Source organism: Roseibium polysiphoniae, from assembly GCF_014842925.1.
Taxonomy (GTDB): Bacteria; Pseudomonadota; Alphaproteobacteria; order Rhizobiales; family Stappiaceae; genus Roseibium; species Roseibium polysiphoniae.
Genome location: NZ_JACYXJ010000006.1, coordinates 61,504 through 79,208, shown reverse-complemented (window position 1 = coordinate 79,208; position 17,705 = coordinate 61,504). Strand labels below are relative to the sequence as shown.

Below are 17,705 nucleotides of genomic sequence, written 5' to 3'. Positions count from 1 at the left end.
AGGCGTCGGTTTGTGGGGCAGCGACAGTATGTGCTGCGTCTGGAAGCGCAGCGGACAAACAAAAACGCCTGCCGCGACACGGGTCGCTGCAGGCGTTGAAAAGTTCTCAATTGGCGGGGGAGGGTAGGAAGAGCCCTATTCCTCTCCTTCCGCTTCTTTCTGCTTCAGCATGCCGGAGATGATCTCGACGGTCCGCGACAGTTCCTCGATCGCCTGCTCGATATCCCGGCGCTGTTCCTCGAGCACCGAAATCTGCCCGTTGAAGCGTGAAAGTGCGACCCTGAGCTGGGTGACCTGGCCATCGCGCAGATCGTAAAGATCCAGCATGTCCCGGATCTCGGACAGCGAAAAGCCGACACGTTTGCCCATGAGCACCAGCTTCAGCCGCGCGCGGTCGCGGCGCGTGTAAACCCGGTTCAGCCCATCGCGCTTGGGATTCAGAAGTCCCTTGTCCTCATAGAAGCGAAGGGTCCGAAGTGTACATTTGAATTCCTTGGCGAGGTCACCAATGGTGAATTGGGTCTTTTTTGTACTTTCGTCCCCGGCAGCGACAACATCGACCAGTTCGTTGTCGTTCAAAATCGAAAGAGCTTCGCTCATAGCGTCTTACCTTGTCATCTCCGGTTCCGGAGCTTTGTTTTTATTTGCGCCGCTGTGTGGCTGAGAGGATCTCACCGTCCACCGAAACGCCAAATGTGGATAACCCGACACACATCAATCTCGGTTACTTTGCAGGAACGTGTACCTTACGCGAAGGTAAAGGTCCAGTCACGGCAGCGGGCTTGTCAGGAAATCGTTAACCGATGGCCTGCTGAGGCGGACAGATGATGTTTTCTCAACGGTTAACCCGCTCTGGTTTCTTGCATTTGGCAACCGCAATTAACGCGCTGTTTACCCTGTCTGGACAAAGATTCGGCAAATGCTGCGGCGCTATGTGTATTTTTTGTTGGCTTGGCGCAGCCCGTCAAAAATGAGCGGTCAGAAGATCGTAACCCCAGGGTCAAGACATGCCGGCTTGGAAGAACCGTGAAGCAGGACGCCGCGGACGCATCAGAAATGAGCCACACGATGAGGGCTATTTCGATGCGGGCCTTGACGAGCGCGATGCCCGCCGTCCGCGGCCGTCACGGCACGAGCAACCAGGCGATCGGATTGAACGTCTGACGAGAACCGCGACTTCTCTTGGTGATCAGGGCAGACGGCGACGTGCGCGCCCGATGGGCGGCGAAGGCGAGCTCGAGGCGGTTGCCAACGAACTCGATCGTTTGCTGAGCGACCGTGAAGCTGATGCTGCGCCCCGGCGCCCGTCGCGTGGGCAGGCCCCCGCCCGTCGGTCAAAGAGAGATCGGTCTCCCCCGCGCGATGGTGGGCGTCTTGATCAGGTGATTGGTGCACTTGAAAAGCTGGACCGGAAAGTCGAAGGACTTGCCGACAAGTCGCAGTATGAAGACGAGTATCGCGAGGATTTTGGCGCGCATCATGATTTCGATGCGGATGACCGTCGCTCAGCGTACGATGCGCCTTATCCGGATGACGATTACGAACCAGATGCGTACGGCGCCGATCTGGGTCACGACGATGACTATGGTGCCGATGAGTATGATGACTACGAAGAACAGGCCTATGCCTACGCAGAGCCGCGTGGACGCAGGCGGATGCCTTCGGGGTCGCACCGCGCGCCCAACGATCCGGGAATTGGCGCTTATAAGGATCTTGGCCGCCGCATAGACTCTTTGCGCAAGCCGCAGATGGAAGCCTTCAACATGGTGCGTCAGGAACTCGGTTCCTTGCGCGACGCCATTGGCGGGTATTCCTCCGTCACCCAGGAACGGACCGGCAAGCAAAACGCCGAACTGCGCCGTCTGGCGAACATGGTCGAGCGGCTGCGTGTCGAGCGACAGGACGATCGCTTTGCAAAAGAAGTCCGCAAGGAAGTTTCCGAACTCAAGTCGCTTGTTGGCCGCACCAATGTCGACGGGACGCTCAAGACCCTCGAGCACGGCTATGCCCATATCCTGCAGCGTTTGGATGAGCTCAGCCGGGCAACCATCGACCCCAGGGTTCTGCGCGGCGTTACGGCGCGCTTGAACGAGATCGAGGATTCCTTCGCGGCTCTGCCGCGCGGCGAACATATGATCGTGCTTGAAGACCGCGTGTCCGGCATTGCTGAACGCGTCGAGGAATTGCTCCATCGAAACAGCCATGAGGAAATCGAACCTCTCCGGCTCGAGCTGCGCGAAGTGCGCAACTTTGTTGAGCAGATCGACATTGGCGGTCTGGTTGAAAGCATCGATGACAGGATGCGTTTCGTTGCAGGTCGCCTGGATGAACTTGAAATTCTGGCGCGCGAGCAACGTGGTCTTGATACACGCCTCTCTGCCATGGAAGACCGGCTTCCCGATGCCGATACGCTGAACCGGCTCCAGGGCAGGCTGGAAGACATCGTCGGCATGATGTCCGACGAGCGCGCGATGGGGGAGGCACCAAAGGCGTTTGCGGCGCTTGAAGAGCGCCTCGCAACGATCTCGGGCAAGATCGATACAATTGAAAAGACCGCCAGCCGTCCGGCGGCGGCCATGGATGCTGCCGCACTGGCTGCTGCTGATCCAGCAGGGATCGAGGCGCTCGGCGAGCTCCAGATGCGGATCTCTGATCTGGCCGAACAGCTTGATAAGCCTCGCGATAACGTCACCACGAGTGATCTGGACGCATTGCGCCAGGAAATCGGGGACATGCGCAAGGCTGTCGCCGCACCGGCTTCGACGGATGCGCTGGAGCAACGCATCAGTGATCTGGCGGATGCCGTGGCTCGCGGCAGCGAAGGACTTGATGAGCAACGCCTGGAGCAGCTCGGCTCCAAGGTCGCAGCGCTCGCCGAACAGCTCGAGACCTCCGGCGATCGCGACGAGGGCATGAAACGCGTCACGACTGCGTTGGCCCGCATCGAAGACGGATTGAAGACCACTCGCGAAGAAGTGGTTGCAATTGCCAGGGACGCGGCGAAAGAAGCCGTTTCGGCAAATCCCTCGGCACGTGCACCTGAATACGACAAGGCCATTGAGGGTCTGCAAGGCGATCTGCGCAGGCTTCTGGATGCCGCTGACGGTTCGGAAGAGCGCACAATAAATACATTCAACGGCGTTCAGTCGGTTCTTGGTTCGCTTACGGACCGACTGGAACGGCTGGAGCGGATGGATCATCCGGCACCCGCGTCACCGGCATCGGCGTCCGCAGGTGGCGAAGCAGGGTTTCTCGGCCGCGGGCTGAATAAGCTGCGCCAGCCCGAGGCTCAGGAAGAGCGCTCTTCTGAGCGCGTGCGGGATCGCAAGGCTGACTTCATCGCTGCGGCGCGCAGGGCTGCACAAGCGGCATCTCAAGAAGCGGCAATGATCGAGGCGGCTGCTGTGCCGAGCGGTTCCAAAGACGACAGCACCGAAGATCGCAATGCTGCGCGTACCGGCTGGCTGCGCAATGTCTTGAAACGCAATTCGAAGAAATCTGACGACGCGGTCGCGGATGAACTGGTGCTGGACACGCCGGCGTTTGATCCTGACCCTGCAGAAGAAAACAAGGTTCTTCCCGGCGATCGGCCAGCGCCTGAAGACACGCTTGCCGCCGGCGGCGGGCGACGCAGGGCATTGCTCTTTGCAGCAGCAGCAGTTGTTCTGATGATCGGCACCTTGCAGGTCTTCAAGATGGTCACGACGGCTGGCGATGGATCACCTGAAGCCGACAAGGTTGCCGTAACCACCCAGGAGCCAGCTGCTCCGCAGGTGGCAAAAGTAGAGGAACCTGCCGTCGCCACACCCAGCCCGGAGGAGGTGGCACCGGTCAGAGCCGCGGGAGCGGTCAAGAGCCCGCCGGAAAGTGGACCCGGTACGGCCGAGAGCGCAGCGGCGCCAAAGGTTGCGCCACCTGCAGAACCTGCACAGCCCGCGCCTCAGCTTGCATCTGCCCCGGCAATCCAGCCCGTGAAACCGGCGCCTCAGCAAGCGTCAACGCCAGTCGCGCCCGGTCCCGAGACACCTGACACGCTGGCATTTGCACCGCCGAGTGGCGTTGGCGGAAGCTTCGGCGCAGCAGTGCCTCCGCTCGAAAACGAGATTTCGCCGGCAGGGCAGGATGTGGTTCCAGCCAGCCTCGTTGCGAAGTTGCCACCGGAAGCGGTTGGCCCGATGGCCTTGCGCAGCGCTGCAGCCAGCGGCAATGCCGCAGCTGCTTTCCTCGTCGGTGTGAAATACACCGAGGGCAAAAGCGTTCCGGCTGATCTGGCGGAAGCGGCCAAATGGTACCAGAAAGCTGCCGATCTTGGCCTTGCGCCAGCGGAATATCGCCTTGCGAGCCTTTATGAGAAGGGCCGCGGGGTTGATAAGGACCTCGATAAGGCCCGCGAGCTCTATACAAAGGCTGCTGAAGCGGGCAACGCCAAGGCAATGCACAATCTTGCAGTGCTATACGCCGAAGGCGCGGACGGCGCGCCCGACTTTGCCAAGGCCGGCAAGTGGTTCGAGAGCGCAGCCAACTATGGCGTGAAGGACAGCCTGTTCAACCTGGGTATCCTCTATGCGCGCGGTCTTGGTGTCGAAAAGGACCTCGTGGCGAGTTACAAGTGGTTTGCGATTGCAGCCGACCAGGGTGACCGTGACGCTGCCAAGAAACGCGACGACGTTGCGAACATGATGGACCAGGAGACACTGGCTGCCGCGCGCCTCGCGGTCGAGACGTTCAAGCTCAAGACGCCGAATCCGGTCGCCAACAAGGTGGCCACCGATCCCGAATGGGCGGCAGCGGGAGACCTGTCGACCAACGCCTCCATTTCCCTCGGCAATGTCGTTGACTATGAGGGAATGGTGCGAGAGGCGCAGACGAGGCTGAATCAACTCGGCTTTGAAACTGGCACGCCCGATGGCCAGATGGGTCCGCGCACCCGCAGTGCAATTCGCGCCTTCCAGCGCAGTCTTGGCAAGGTCGAGACCGGTGAAGTCGATGCGGATTTGATCAAGGAACTGGAAAGCCAGTCGATCTGACCCAAGCCGGTTTACCTGCTCGCAAGACACGTTGGCGTATAAAAAGATCAACGCGGGCAGGCTTTGTGACCGTGATGGCCTGACTCTGGTTGACAGATCTTTCCAAGAGGGTCTTAAACCGGAGCATTGTATCCACGGGTCCCTGACCGGGTACCCCAAAACCGGCAATTTATCGTGCAAGTCTATCTGCCCATCGCCGAAATACCGGTCAATATGTTTGTCATCTTCGGCATGGGCGGCGCCGTGGGATTTCTCTCGGGCCTTTTCGGCATTGGCGGTGGGTTTCTCCTGACGCCGCTTCTGATCTTCTCTGGCATTCCGCCTGCGGTCTCTGTCGCGACCGTCACGACGCAGGTCGTGGCGTCCTCCGCGTCCGCCGTGGTGACTTACTGGCGCCGCAAGGCGATCGACCTCAAGCTTGCGACCATGTTGCTGATCGGCGGTGTCGTCGGCTCCTTGCTGGGCGTGATCCTGTTTGATGTCTTGCAATCGGTCGGCCAACTGGACCTGGTGATTTCCCTTGCCTATGTCACCTTCCTTGGCGCGATCGGCAGCCTGATGCTGATTGAGTCGGTGCGTGCAATCCGAAGGCGCAAGAGTGGGGCAAGGGTGACAGCCCGGCGGCCCGGACAGCACAACTGGATCCACGGGCTGCCGTTCAAGATGCGGTTCCGCCAGTCGAAGCTCTACGTCAGCGTTTTGCCCATTCTGGCGCTGGGGGGCATCATCGGCTTTCTGGGCACGGTGCTCGGCATCGGCGGCGGCTTCATGATGGTGCCGGCGCTGATTTACCTGCTGCGCGTGCCCACGAACATCGTTATCGGAACATCGCTTCTGCAGATCATGTTCACCATGGCTGCCGCCACTATCTTTCATTCGATCGGCACCCAGACGGTTGATATCGTCCTGGCCTTGACCTTGATGATCGGCGGCGTGATCGGTGCCCAGTTCGGCGCGCGTATGGGTCAGAACCTGCGCGGCGATCAGTTGCGCCTCCTGCTCGCCCTTCTTGTGCTGCTGGTCGGCATGCGCTTTGCCATCGATTTGTTGCTGACGCCGGAAGACTTCTATTCGATTGCGATCATGAAGGGAGCAGGCGCATGATAAGCCGAGTTGCCCTGCTTCTGGCTATGGTCGTCTGCCTGTTTGGAACGCAAACTCGGGCCGAAGACCTGGTGACGGCGCTGTCCTCGGACGAAGTTTCGATTCAGTCCAATTTCACCGGGACGGAAATCGTGATTTTCGGCCAGATCAGCCGTGACCTGAACACCATTGCCCGTCCGGGGGTCTACGATCTGGCGATCACGGTCGAAGGTCCCTCGCAGGATATCACGACCCGCCGCAAAGGGCGTTTTCTCGGCGTCTGGGTCAATCGTGAATACGAGACCTTCCAGGGTGTTCCGTCATTTTATGCGCTGGCCAGCACGCGGAGTGTCGGAGAGCTGGGGGACCGGGATCTGCTCGATGAATATGCCATTGGCCTTCACCACCTGAACCTCGCCGTCTCAGGCCATTCGGGGGTGCCCCTTTCCGAGCGGGATGATTTCCGCAATGCCTTCCTTCGTCTGCGGCAGCAACAGGGGCTCTATTCTGAGCGGCCTCAGTCGATCGAGTTTTTGACCGAAACAATGTTTAGGACGAAAGTGCCGCTGCCGGCCAACATTCCGGTCGGTCAGTACAAGGTGAAGAGCTATCTCTTGCAGGACGGTGGGCTCCTCTCGGCAAAAGAGTCCGAATTGACCGTTGCCAAGAGCGGCTTTGAGCAGGTGACCTATAATCTGGCGAACAATTATTCGCTGATCTACGGTTTGCTTGCCGTGACGCTTGCCATTTTCACCGGCTGGCTCGCCGGCGTTATCTTCCGCAAGGACTGACGCAATATTTCCGAAGGTTGGCTAGTGCCGTCGCTCGCGTGACACCTAGTCCGCGATCAGCCGTGCAGCCGTGAACGGATAAAGCCGGTTCTCGCCCAGAAGAAACGCCGAAAAACGACGTGGCTCGAACAGTGTGGAGAACGCGTCGTCCATCACGTTGAGACCACCGGTCAATGCGCCGAAGGCCGGCAAAACCAGTCTCGAGCCATCTGTGACAAAGCAGGAGCGCCGGATGGATCGTCCGTAGCGGCGTACCCGCGCAGCTGGATGAAGATGTCCGCAAACCTCGCCGCGGCCGGCGTCGTGAACGTCTTCGCGCGGCTCATGCCGGAAGGTCAAAGCGCCGATGGTCACTTCATCCATGGCCTCACCGCAAAGGCGCACAGGTGCGATCGGGTCATGGTTGCCGGTAATCCAGATCCATTCCCGGTCAAGCTGCAAGGTCGTCAGCATCGCGCGGTAGGCCGGTGGCAAACGATCAGAGCCATGAGTGTCGTGGAAGCTGTCGCCGAGCGCGATGACCCGCGCCGGGTCAAAGGCGTACACAACGGCGGCGAGTTTTTCGAGGGTGGCGGCGGTATCATAGGGCGGCAGCATCACGCCTCTACGGGCATAGGCGGAGCCTTTTTCGAGATGCATATCGGCGACCACAAGCGTCGATTGTTCCGGCCACCACAAGATCCCGCTGTCATGCAAGCCGATGGTCTGACCATTGATCTGGATATCGTGGCAGACTGGTACCACGTTGAAGTCGCTCATATGGGAGGGCAGAAGGTTCATTGTCCGAGAGCCTCTGTGACCAGATCGTCAGCTGCGTCTTCCAAAATGCTTTCCATGGCCTCACCGTAGATCGGTTCTCGGCCGATCTCGAGGAGGATCGGCACAGCGAGTGGAGATACTCGGCTGAGGCGAGTATGCGTGATTCGACCCTTGATACGCGCAAGAAGTTCGCCCAGACGAGAGATATCCAGAAGTCCTTCGGCTGCATCGTTCCAAGTGGCGCGCAGAAGGATGTGATCGGGTTCATGCGCGCGCAATACGTCGTAAATGAGATCCGATGAGATGGTGACCTGCCGGCCAGACTTTTCTTGTCCAGGGTGACGGCGCTCTATCAGTCCAGCGATCACCGCGCAGTTTCGAAACGTGCGTTTCATCAAGCTGGACTCCGCAAGCCAGGCATCCAGATCGTCGCCGAGAATGTCTTCCTCGAACAAGCTATCGAGAGAAATCTGCCCGCTCTCGAAAAGGGCTGAGAGATCACGCAGACCCCAGATGCTGAGAGCATAGTCATTGGCAACAAAACCCATGGGCTGTGCGCCGAGACGTTCCAGCCGTTTGGTCAGCAGCATGCCGAGGGTTTGATGTGCCAGTCGCCCTTCGAATGGATAGCAGACCATGTAGTGCTTGTCGGCGCGCGGGAAGGTTTCGACCAGAAGTCCGTCTTCTTCAGGCAGTTTGGAGTTTTGTTGTTGAAGAGAAAGCCATTCTCCGACCTGCTTTGGCAACTGCTTCCAGCTGGCCGGGGTTGCGAGCATATGCCTGACGCTTTTGGCCAGATAGGTGGAGAGAGGAAACTTGCCGCCCATGTAGGATGGGATCATTGGGGACTGAGATCGCGTTCGCGAGACGAAGGCCTCGTTTTCGCGCAGGGCCTCGAAACGCAGGACCTCTCCGCCGAAAATGAATGTATCGCCGGGCTCCAGCTGCTCGACGAACCATTCCTCGATTTCACCAAGCACGCGTCCGCCACGGCCGATCGGCGATCGGCGTCCTTGAGCTTTTGATTTGACCAGACGCACCTTCAGCATAGGCGCCTCCACGATGGTGCCGACATTCAGCCGGTACTGTTGCGCGATCTTTGGATGAGCAATTCTCCAGTTACCCTCCTTGTCTTGCTTCAGCCTTGCGTAGCGTTCGTAGCTCTTTAGCGCATAGCCGCCGGTGGCCACGAAATCGAGAACACGGTCGAACGTTTCTCTGTCCAGATGCCGGTAGGTTTCACAGGAACGGATCTCGTAAAATGTTTCGTCCGCATTCAGCGGGGCTGCGCAGGCCAGACCAAGCAGGTGTTGGGCCAGCACATCAAGTGCTCCTTTGCGCAAGGCGGGCGTGTCCTGGTCGCCGCACCTGGAGGCTGCAAGGGCCGCCTGACATTCCAGAACCTCGAAGCGGTTGGCTGGCACGAGGACGGCCTTGGAGGGTTCGTCCATTCGGTGGTTCGCACGGCCGATCCTCTGGGCGAGGCGGCTGGCGCCCTTCGGCGCGCCAATGTTCACCACCAGGTCGATGTCACCCCAGTCGATGCCAAGGTCCAGAGACGATGTCGCAACCACGGCCCGCAATTGGCCGTCTGCCATGGCCGCTTCCACCTTCCGCCTTTGGCCAACGTCAAGAGAACCATGATGCAGGGCAATAGGCAGCGTCTCTTCGTTGATGCGCCAAAGTTCCTGAAAGATCGCTTCTGCCTGGGACCTCGTATTGACGAAAAGAAGCGTGACCCGGTGATCCTTGATGAGCTGATACATGTCATCGAGCGCGTAGCGCGCCGAGTGCCCGGACCAGGGGATCCGCTCTTGTGACTCGAGGATGCCGATATCAGGTGCCGCCCCGCCTGCGACTTCCACCACATGCGATTGCGCTCTGGTTGCGGGATCCGGTTGATCGACCAGATAGGCCCGCAGATCTTCCGGTTTTGCAACGGTCGCAGACAGCCCGATGGTTTTGAGCCTTGGGGCCAGCTTTCTCAACCGGGCAAGGCCAAGCGCCAGAAGATCCCCGCGCTTGGATGTCACCAGGGCGTGGAGTTCATCAAGGATGATGGTTTCCAGGGATGCGAAGAGCTTTTCCGACGCAGGATCAGACAGCAGCAATGCAATCTGCTCCGGTGTCGTGAGCAGCATGTCCGGTGGATTGGTCTTCTGCCGCTGCCTTTTATGGGAAGGCGTGTCTCCTGTGCGCGTCTCGATCCGAATATCCAGGCCCATCTCTGAAACAGGGGCGTCCAGATTTCGGGCGATATCGACGGCCAGAGCTTTCAACGGGGAGATATAGAGCGTGTGAATGCCCTTTGTTCCTCTGCTCCCGGGTTTTCGCGGACCCCTTTCCGACAACTCCACTAGGCTCGGAAGGAAACCGGCCAGCGTCTTTCCTGCGCCAGTCGGCGCAATCAGGAGCGTGGAATGGCCGCTGGAAAGCTGGTCCAGGAGGGCGAGCTGGTGCGGGCGGGGGCTCCAGCCGCGACGGTCAAACCAGTTCTTGAAACGCTCGGGAAGCAAACCTCTATCCATGGCATTGTTTTTAAGGCGCTTCCGGTCCCTTGGCGAGGCTTACAAATGTGTTCCATGTCACAGGCGTTCATTCGCGGTTCAGTTAGGGTACGGCTAAATCGCGACACTTTATGAAAGTGATTTGGAAGGGGCTTTGAATATGAAATCAATTTGGGTCGTCGCAGCAACCCTGTGTCTGTCTGGATCTGCCATTGGTCAGGCGTCCGCAAGCGCAAACAGCGAGTACCGCTGTTCTATGGGCGATGGAAGTGCTCTCGTTAAAGTGGTTCCTGAAGAGGGAAGGGCATATTATGAAGATGCTAATTCTCGTTTTTCAATGACGCCTCATCAAGAGAACGTCTATGCAAATGACGCTGAAGAGATCTCGCTCGAGATGAAAGGGCGGCGCGCGACGCTCTGGTTCGGCGATGTGTCCTTTCCTTGCGAGAGTGTCTTCGCGCAACCGAGGGCCCAAGCGCAGGCCGAAGCGATCAATGCTGTCGGACAGTCTCTTGGCGGGAAGTTGAGAGATGGACCGGGGACCAATTTTAGCCAGATCGGCAGCGTCGCAGAAGGCATGTGGCTGACCATCCTGAACAACACAAACGTTCGCTTTGATGGCTATGACTGGTTTGAGGTTGTCTTTGACAACGGCAAGCGCGGCTACCAATGGGGTGGCATTATGTGCTCGAACGGTCCGAGGATCGAGGGGATCTACAGTTCCTGCCAAAACATATCACAGGCGCCCGCAAACCAGTCGACCATCACACGTAAAGGCAGCGGCTTCATGGCCTTTGCAGTTGGCAGCGATGGGCGCTTTGGTCATGGTGCGGGCCGAACTGTCGCTGATGCCGAGAAATTTGCGATGCAGTACTGTGGTGAGCAGGGATGTCAGATCTTCGACGTCACCGACGCAAAGTGTCATGCTCTTGCCCAGGTGCCCGGCGGATCCTGGTTCGGTGCCGGGCAGAATGAACAAGCCGCGAGGAGCTTCGCTCTCGGCTTTTGCACCAACGCCGGGGCCTCCGGGTGCAAGATTGAATACACCTACTGCCAATAGGCGGGGCAAACACTTAAGTCGAAAATGGTGACTGAATAGGTGGGCTGGTTATTTGAACCAACCCACCTATTCTCTTTGTCATGTCCGATCTCCTGACCCTCACGCCCGAAGGCCTCTATTGCCCGGCGATCAAGGCCCATATCGACCCGATCCGCCCGGTGGAACGGGCGATCATCACTCATGGTCATGCAGATCATGCGAGGTCCGGTCATGGGTCCGTGTTGGCGACGCCCCAGACGCTCGATATCATGGGCCTGCGTTATGGCACCGACTTTTGCGGCCAGCCGCAGTCCTTGAACTATGGCGAGCAAATCGACCTTTCCGGAATTGAGATTTCCCTCCATCCGGCGGGTCATGTTCTAGGGTCCGCGCAGGTTCTTCTCTCAGGCGAGGGCGGGAGGACTGTGGTTTCGGGCGACTACAAGCGGCAATCCGATCCGACATGCTCGGCCTTCGAACTTATCACCTGTGACACCTTCGTGACCGAGGCGACATTCGGTCTTCCCGTTTTCAGACATCCGCCGGCTCTTAAGGAGCTGCAGAAGCTGCTGACCTCCCTGAGGCTCTTTCCCGACAAGACGCACCTTGTCGGGGCCTATGCTCTGGGCAAAGCGCAGCGGGTCATCGGTGAGCTGCGGGCAGCTGGCTACGACCGAACGATTTATCTGCACGGTGCGCTGGTCGCCTTGACCACTTACTATGAAGAGCAGGGGATCATGCTCGGCCCGGTGGAACCTGCCGCAAAGCGCGGCAAAGAGCTGGCCGGCGAGATCGTCCTGTGCCCACCCGGTCAACTGGCAGACCGATGGGCGCGGCGCTTTGGTGACGCGGTGACGGTCATGGCGTCAGGATGGATGCGGGTCCGTGCAAGGGCGCGGCAGAGCGGCGCAGAACTGCCGTTAATCATGTCCGATCACGCCGATTGGGACGACCTCTGCAAGACCATCATCGAAACGCAAGCTTCGCAGATCTGGGTGACACATGGCGCCGAGGAAGCTCTTGTGCATTGGTGTGAAACCAATGGACGAAAGGCCCGTCCTCTCAATATGATAGGCTATGACGACGGGGAAGAGGCCGAGGCCTCGGAAACGGCTGTAGAGACCGGCTAGCAGGAGAAAGCCATGTCTGATCAAATCGATATGGATCCCGACGCGGAGCCGCATGACAACGGCAAGAGCGAGGCCGAAGAAGCGATTTCCCAGCTGTTCGAGGACTATCTGACCGGCTTCAACGATTTCGATGCGGAAAGGATCTGTGATTGCTTCGCATTGCCGACGACCATCTGGCAGCATGAAAAGGGTCACGTCTTCAATGATGAAGAAGAGCTGCTTGAGAATGTAGAGGCCTTGCTCTCAGCTCTCGACAAGGAGGGCGTCACCGTGTCCGAATTCCACGTGGCCTCAAGTCACATCAGCGGGGCATCCGCACTGGTAACACTCGACTGGAGCCAGGAAAGTTCCAGCGGCGAAACAGCGCTCGAGTTCACCTGCCACTATCAGCTGCTTCAGGACGGTGACGATTGGCTCATTGCCATGATCATCAACGAGTGATCAGCCGCTCATTGTATTCGCTGGTCCTCAGTTTCTGAGACGTGGTGCGTAATAATAGTGATCATAAGGATGTCCGGGATAGTCGGTTCTAAGGGCGCCGACGTCTTCTTCCGCGACAGGTTGCACGTAGCAGGCGCCGTTACCGCGATCAAAGTCTATGCTCTTGCACCAGTCCCTTTGCACACAGATCGATTTGCAGATGTCGATGGTCAATCCGGGGTAGCTTTCCTGATTGTGCCCGGGAATGCCTGCGTTTGCCACCATGCCGAAACCGTCGCCGTCAACGCCTCCAGTCCCGGATGAGGCTGCTGGCGCGTCCATATGATCAAGTTCTTCTTCCAGGAAGGCAATGCGCTCCTCGTACATCGAGGCATTGCAGTGATAGTGGTCTTCGCAGTCGTCACGGGTCGCGAGCCATTCGGCAAATTCGCGCTCCATTTCAGATCGCGCAGGCCGATCTAGGAAGGCGTACAGCTTGTCGGAAAGCTCGCCCATGCGGGCGTCCCGACGCAGAAGATCGTCATCTGCGCAGATAAAGGTCTCGTTGTTGCTGCGCGCTTGGTGACAATCCATGTGAAAGTCGACGATGTCCTGCGCGGCGGCCTCCACCGGCAGCTGCAAGAGCGCCAAGGCACCAACGAGGATCGTGAGAAGTCTTGCGAAAGGCATGTTTCCCCCAAAACACCAAAGTCGCTGCTTAATTTGCAGCAGACAGTGTTCGAGAGACTATCAGTCGTATGTGAAAAAGAAACAGCTGCCCCGAGCAACTGACGATACAGGCGCGGGGCAGTTGTTCTGTGGGATCGAAATCCCTAGGCCTTGGAAGCCTTGCGTTCAGCACGAGACGGCTTGCCCTTGGCAGGCTTCTTCTTTCCAGCCGGCTTGGACGTTGCAGGTTTTTTGCCCTTGGAAGGCTTGCGTGGTCCACGCTCTTCGTCAGACTTTGCCGGGCGAACGACGGTTTCGCGCTTTGGCTTTTCTTCGCGATTGTCGCCGCCGAGCTGCTTGGCATCCAGAGGTTCATACGCCGGGTGGGAAGGGGGCGGATCGTCGTCATTGAAGCGGCGGCGCTTCTTGCCCTTGGCAGCGAAGTCCCTGGGCGCCCCGTCACGGGGCGGGCGCGCACGACGGCCTTCACCATCGTTGCGGTCTTCCTTGCCACCCTCATAGGCGTCACGTCCGCCGCGTTTGAACGGGCGGTCGCCGCTGCGATCCCGCGGCGGTCCGCGGCGTCCACGGTCCTCTGACGGCGGCGCTTTGGCCCCTTTGGAATCAAGGACCTGGATGGTAACATTTTCTTCGCCAGAGCCGTCGCGCTTGATGACGTCGGCGTAGCGCTGGGCGTGCTCACCATCGATCTCGAAGCGGGTCTCGTTCTGGAAAATCTTGATTGCACCGACTTCGCGTTTGGTGACGTGACCTGCCCGGCAGATCATCGGAAGCAGCCATCGGGGATCGGCACGATGCTTGTGGCCCAGTGAAAGACGGAACCAGGTGCCGCCTTCGAACTTGCCCTGAATCTCCGCGACGCGCCCGCCGCGTTCACCTGGACCGCGCCCGCGTAGACTGTCTTCTGTTGCTTCAGAAACATCTTCGGCGGCAGGAAGGCGAGCCTGATGCAATTTGACGAAGGCAGCCGCAATCTTCTCGGCGCCGTGTGCTTCGAGAAGTTCGCGGGCAATTGCCAGATCGTCGCCGTCAAGATCGGCAGAGAGCGACGGATCTGCAAGCAGACGTTCCTTGTCCTTTGCGCGAATGTCAGCTGCCGTTGGCGCCGGCTTCCAGGTGACTTTGACACCGGCGAACTGGAGCGTCCGTTCAGCAGCGCGTCGGCGCGGATAGGGCACCATCAGCACGCATGTACCCTTGCGGCCTGCACGACCGGTACGGCCTGAACGGTGCAAGAGTGCAGCCTTGCCGGTCGGCAGGTCAGCGTGGATGACAAGGTCAAGGTTTGGCAAGTCGATACCGCGCGCGGCGACATCCGTGGCAACGCAGACGCGCGCGCGGCCGTCTTTCATGGCTTGAAGCGCATTCGAACGTTCGGCCTGGCTCAGTTCCCCCGAAAGCGAAACGATCGAGAAGCCACGGTTGGCCAGCCGGCTGGTCAGACGCTTGACGGCCTCACGGGTCGAACAGAAAAGAATGGCTTTTTCCGCTTCATGCAGTCGCAGCACGTTGATGATCGCGTTTTCGCGCTCATTCGGGGCGACCGGATGGGCAATGTAGTCAATGTCGCCATGCTGTTCGCGTGCGCTGACGGTATTCAGGCGGACCGCATCTTTTTGAAAGCGCTTCGCCAGATCCGCGATCTGGCGCGGGACCGTCGCCGAGAACATGAGCGTGCGTCGGCTGGCCGGCGCTGCATCCAGAATGAACTCAAGATCTTCACGAAAGCCCATGTCGAGCATTTCATCGGCTTCATCAAGGACGACTGCGCGGATCTGCGAAAGATCCAGTGCACCGCGCTCAATGTGATCCTTGAGCCGGCCTGGCGTTCCCACAACGATGTGGACCCCGCGTTCGAGGGCACGGCGCTCGGTCCTGGGGTCCATGCCACCAACGCATGATGTGGTCTGCGCACCGGCTTCCTTGTAAAGCCATGTCAGCTCTTCCTTGACCTGAAGGGCGAGCTCGCGGGTTGGCGCAATTGCCAGTGCAATCGGAGCGTCTGCTTTGCCAAGGGCAGGTTCGTCGCCAAGAAGGGTTGGCGCCAGCGCGAGGCCGAAAGCCACGGTCTTGCCTGACCCGGTCTGGGCTGAAACGAGAAGGTCAGCGGCCGGCGGAGCGTCCTTGAGGATACTTTCCTGCACGGGCGTGAGGGTCTCGTAGCCGCGGTTCGCCAAAGCGGTTGCCAACGCCGGGGTGACGTTATTGAAGTCGGTCATTAAGCTCTTTCAAAGGAAACAGGCGCCGCGCAGGAGGCTTGAACAGCCATTCTTTGCGATTGGGCGCAAAACTATTTGACCTGTGTATAGGGGGGAAAGCACGAAAGGTCCATAGAAACCGTACAGCGGTTGTGGTCCCCATAACTGTTTTCCGGCAAATCGATGCAACTGAGCAGACGTGGATAGCTGCCGCTCATTCGAGTGGCGACCGGAAGCCGGGGTCGTCGTGTCATCGCGGCCCGTTCGAACAACGACAGCAACGGAGGGCAGTACTCACGCGCACGACGCGATGTTGCCCTTTGGTAGGTGAGACCCATCTTAGTTTTGCACGGCCCTGAAAACCCGGCGGGGCACAACTCCCGGATCTTGATTGATGCTTGCATTTTCCAGCCTTCTTGATCGCCTCTCCTTCGAGCCACGTCGCTCCGCCAAGGAGGCTATGCTGTGCGACTACTTGCGACGCAGCGCTGATCCGGACCGGGGTTATGCGCTTGCCGCTCTGACCGGGGATCTGACTTTCAAGAACGCCAAACCCGCGCTCTTGAGAGCTTTGATTGCAGATCGAACTGACCCCAGGCTTTTTGAACTCTCTTATGATTTTGTGGGCGATCTGTCCGAAACCATCGCGCTGCTTTGGCCTGCTGCGAAGGGTTCTGGCGACAGTGTGTCAGCGCCAGGCCTTGCCGAGGTGGTCACAAAATTGGAGCTGACGGGTAAGTCCGAACTCCCGGGCGTGATCGCAGGCTGGCTTGACGCGCTCGACGAGACCGAACGTTGGGCCCTGCTAAAACTCGTCACCGGAGGTCTGCGTGTCGGCGTCTCGGCGCGTCTTGCCAAAACAGCCGTAGCACGCCTCGGCGATCTGGAGCCAAATCAGATCGAGGAGGTCTGGCATGGCTTGAAACCTCCCTTTGAGAGTCTTTTTGCATGGGTGGAGGGCAGGGCAGGACCACCAGACACAAGCGATCCGGCACCCTTCCGACCGGTCATGCTGGCGCATCCACTCGATGAAGAAAAAGATCCCGAGATCTTGAACGCAGACGAGTTTTTTGCCGAGTGGAAATGGGACGGTATTCGCATCCAGGCGGCGAGTGGTGTCGACAAGGCCGGGAACAGGGTGTCACGACTCTACTCGCGCACAGGCGAAGACATTTCCAGAGCGTTTCCAGACGTTGTCGACCTTCTCGACTTTGATGCAACGCTGGATGGCGAATTGCTCATCGTCTCGGATGGCAAGGTTCGCCCGTTTTCGGATCTGCAGCGTCGCTTGAACCGGAAGACTGCGGGTCCAAAACTGATCGCGGAATATCCGGCGGCCGTCCGGGTCTATGATCTCTTGTCACTTGAAGGCGAAGACTTGCGGCCGTTGCCGTTTTTGGAACGGCGAGGCAAATTGGAGAGTTTTCTTCGATCATTGGACAATCCAAAACTGGATCTCTCGCCCGAAATTCACGTCTCGAACTGGGCGGATTATGCTCAGGCGAGAAAGGCTCCGGCCGAGTTCTTGCCTGGATCAGATGCGTCTGCGGTCGAAGGACTGATGTTGAAGAGACGCGATGCTCCCTATGTTCCAGGCCGGCCAAAGGGCCAATGGTTCAAGTGGAAACGTGAGCCGTTCCTCGTGGACGCCGTCTTGATGTATGCGCAGAGAGGGCACGGCAAGCGGTCCTCCTTTTATTCAGACTACACCTTTGGCGTCTGGCGCGCGGATGCCGGAGAAGATGTCCTGGTGCCGGTTGGAAAGGCTTACTTCGGCTTTACCGACGAAGAGCTTCGGGAGATCGATTGCTTCGTTCGAAACAACACGATCAATCGGTTCGGTCCTGTTTGCGAGGTCACCCACGATCCGGAGGCAGGTCTGGTTCTGGAGGTCGCATTTGAGGGATTGAACCGTTCGACGCGCCACAAGTCCGGTCTTGCGATGCGCTTTCCCCGGATTTCCCGTTTGCGCTGGGACAAGAAGCCTGCGGATGCAGACAGGATTGCGACACTTGAGACGCTTTTAACGGCGACCCAGGCTTGATTTGCAGGCCCGCACCG

At 58.9% G+C, this 17,705-nt stretch carries 12 protein-coding genes; 7 read left to right on the top strand and 5 right to left on the bottom strand.

What is annotated here, in order from left to right:
• Positions 1 to 135 precede the first annotated feature (135 nt).
• On the bottom strand, positions 136 to 600 hold the full coding sequence (locus tag IG617_RS16120) for a MerR family transcriptional regulator (RefSeq protein ID WP_153771043.1): 465 nt from the start codon (positions 598 to 600) through the stop codon (positions 136 to 138).
• A 407-nt stretch (positions 601 to 1,007) separates the two neighbouring features.
• On the opposite strand from IG617_RS16120, the gene IG617_RS16115 reads away from it, so the two are divergent.
• The 3 genes from IG617_RS16115 (at position 1,008) to IG617_RS16105 (ending at position 6,901) form a co-directional block, all read left to right on the top strand.
• Entirely contained in the window at positions 1,008 to 5,027 is a 4,020-nt protein-coding gene (locus IG617_RS16115) for a peptidoglycan-binding protein (RefSeq protein ID WP_192110287.1), read from the top strand.
• 174 nt (positions 5,028 to 5,201) lie between these two features.
• Positions 5,202 to 6,131 (top strand): TSUP family transporter, encoded by a 930-nt coding sequence (locus tag IG617_RS16110; protein WP_192110286.1) that lies wholly within the window; start codon positions 5,202 to 5,204, stop codon positions 6,129 to 6,131.
• The gene (locus tag IG617_RS16105) at positions 6,128 to 6,901 is read left to right on the top strand and encodes a TIGR02186 family protein (protein ID WP_192110285.1); all 774 of its coding nucleotides are present in this window, start codon (positions 6,128 to 6,130) and stop codon (positions 6,899 to 6,901) included. Before IG617_RS16110 ends, IG617_RS16105 begins: the two co-directional genes overlap by 4 nt.
• A 45-nt stretch (positions 6,902 to 6,946) precedes the next feature.
• Here the strand turns inward: IG617_RS16105 and pdeM are convergent, their stop codons facing one another.
• Together pdeM and IG617_RS16095 are read right to left on the bottom strand one after the other, a co-directional pair.
• Positions 6,947 to 7,681 carry a ligase-associated DNA damage response endonuclease PdeM gene (pdeM, locus tag IG617_RS16100; RefSeq protein ID WP_192110284.1) on the bottom strand — a complete coding sequence of 245 codons (735 nt, stop codon included), beginning with the start codon at positions 7,679 to 7,681 and terminating at the stop codon, positions 6,947 to 6,949.
• Positions 7,678 to 10,188, bottom strand: coding sequence for a ligase-associated DNA damage response DEXH box helicase (locus IG617_RS16095; RefSeq protein ID WP_192110283.1), 2,511 nt, complete (start codon positions 10,186 to 10,188; stop codon positions 7,678 to 7,680). The genes pdeM and IG617_RS16095 overlap by 4 nt, the downstream gene beginning before the upstream one ends.
• 139 nt (positions 10,189 to 10,327) lie before the next feature.
• Between IG617_RS16095 and IG617_RS16090 the strand changes: the two genes are divergently transcribed.
• From IG617_RS16090 to IG617_RS16080, 3 genes are all read left to right on the top strand, one after another.
• A complete protein-coding gene (locus IG617_RS16090) occupies positions 10,328 to 11,227 on the top strand; it encodes a DUF4189 domain-containing protein (protein ID WP_192110282.1) in 900 nt (299 codons plus the stop codon).
• An 80-nt stretch (positions 11,228 to 11,307) separates the two neighbouring features.
• Positions 11,308 to 12,336, top strand: coding sequence for a ligase-associated DNA damage response exonuclease (locus tag IG617_RS16085; RefSeq protein WP_192110281.1), 1,029 nt, complete (start codon positions 11,308 to 11,310; stop codon positions 12,334 to 12,336).
• A 12-nt stretch (positions 12,337 to 12,348) separates the two neighbouring features.
• Positions 12,349 to 12,777 carry a DUF4440 domain-containing protein gene (locus tag IG617_RS16080; protein WP_192110280.1) on the top strand — a complete coding sequence of 143 codons (429 nt, stop codon included), beginning with the start codon at positions 12,349 to 12,351 and terminating at the stop codon, positions 12,775 to 12,777.
• A 27-nt stretch (positions 12,778 to 12,804) separates the two neighbouring features.
• Here IG617_RS16080 and IG617_RS16075 read toward each other — a convergent pair whose 3' ends face one another.
• Positions 12,805 to 13,446 carry a hypothetical protein gene (locus tag IG617_RS16075; RefSeq protein ID WP_192110279.1) on the bottom strand — a complete coding sequence of 214 codons (642 nt, stop codon included), beginning with the start codon at positions 13,444 to 13,446 and terminating at the stop codon, positions 12,805 to 12,807.
• 143 nt (positions 13,447 to 13,589) lie between these two features.
• Complete coding sequence (locus IG617_RS16070) at positions 13,590 to 15,665, bottom strand: DEAD/DEAH box helicase (RefSeq protein WP_192110278.1); 2,076 nt, start codon at positions 15,663 to 15,665, stop codon at positions 13,590 to 13,592.
• Between the two features lie 373 nt (positions 15,666 to 16,038).
• Here IG617_RS16070 and IG617_RS16065 point away from each other — a divergent pair, with 373 nt between their 5' ends.
• Positions 16,039 to 17,688 (top strand): cisplatin damage response ATP-dependent DNA ligase, encoded by a 1,650-nt coding sequence (locus IG617_RS16065; RefSeq protein WP_192110277.1) that lies wholly within the window; start codon positions 16,039 to 16,041, stop codon positions 17,686 to 17,688.
• Positions 17,689 to 17,705: the final 17 nt, after the last annotated feature.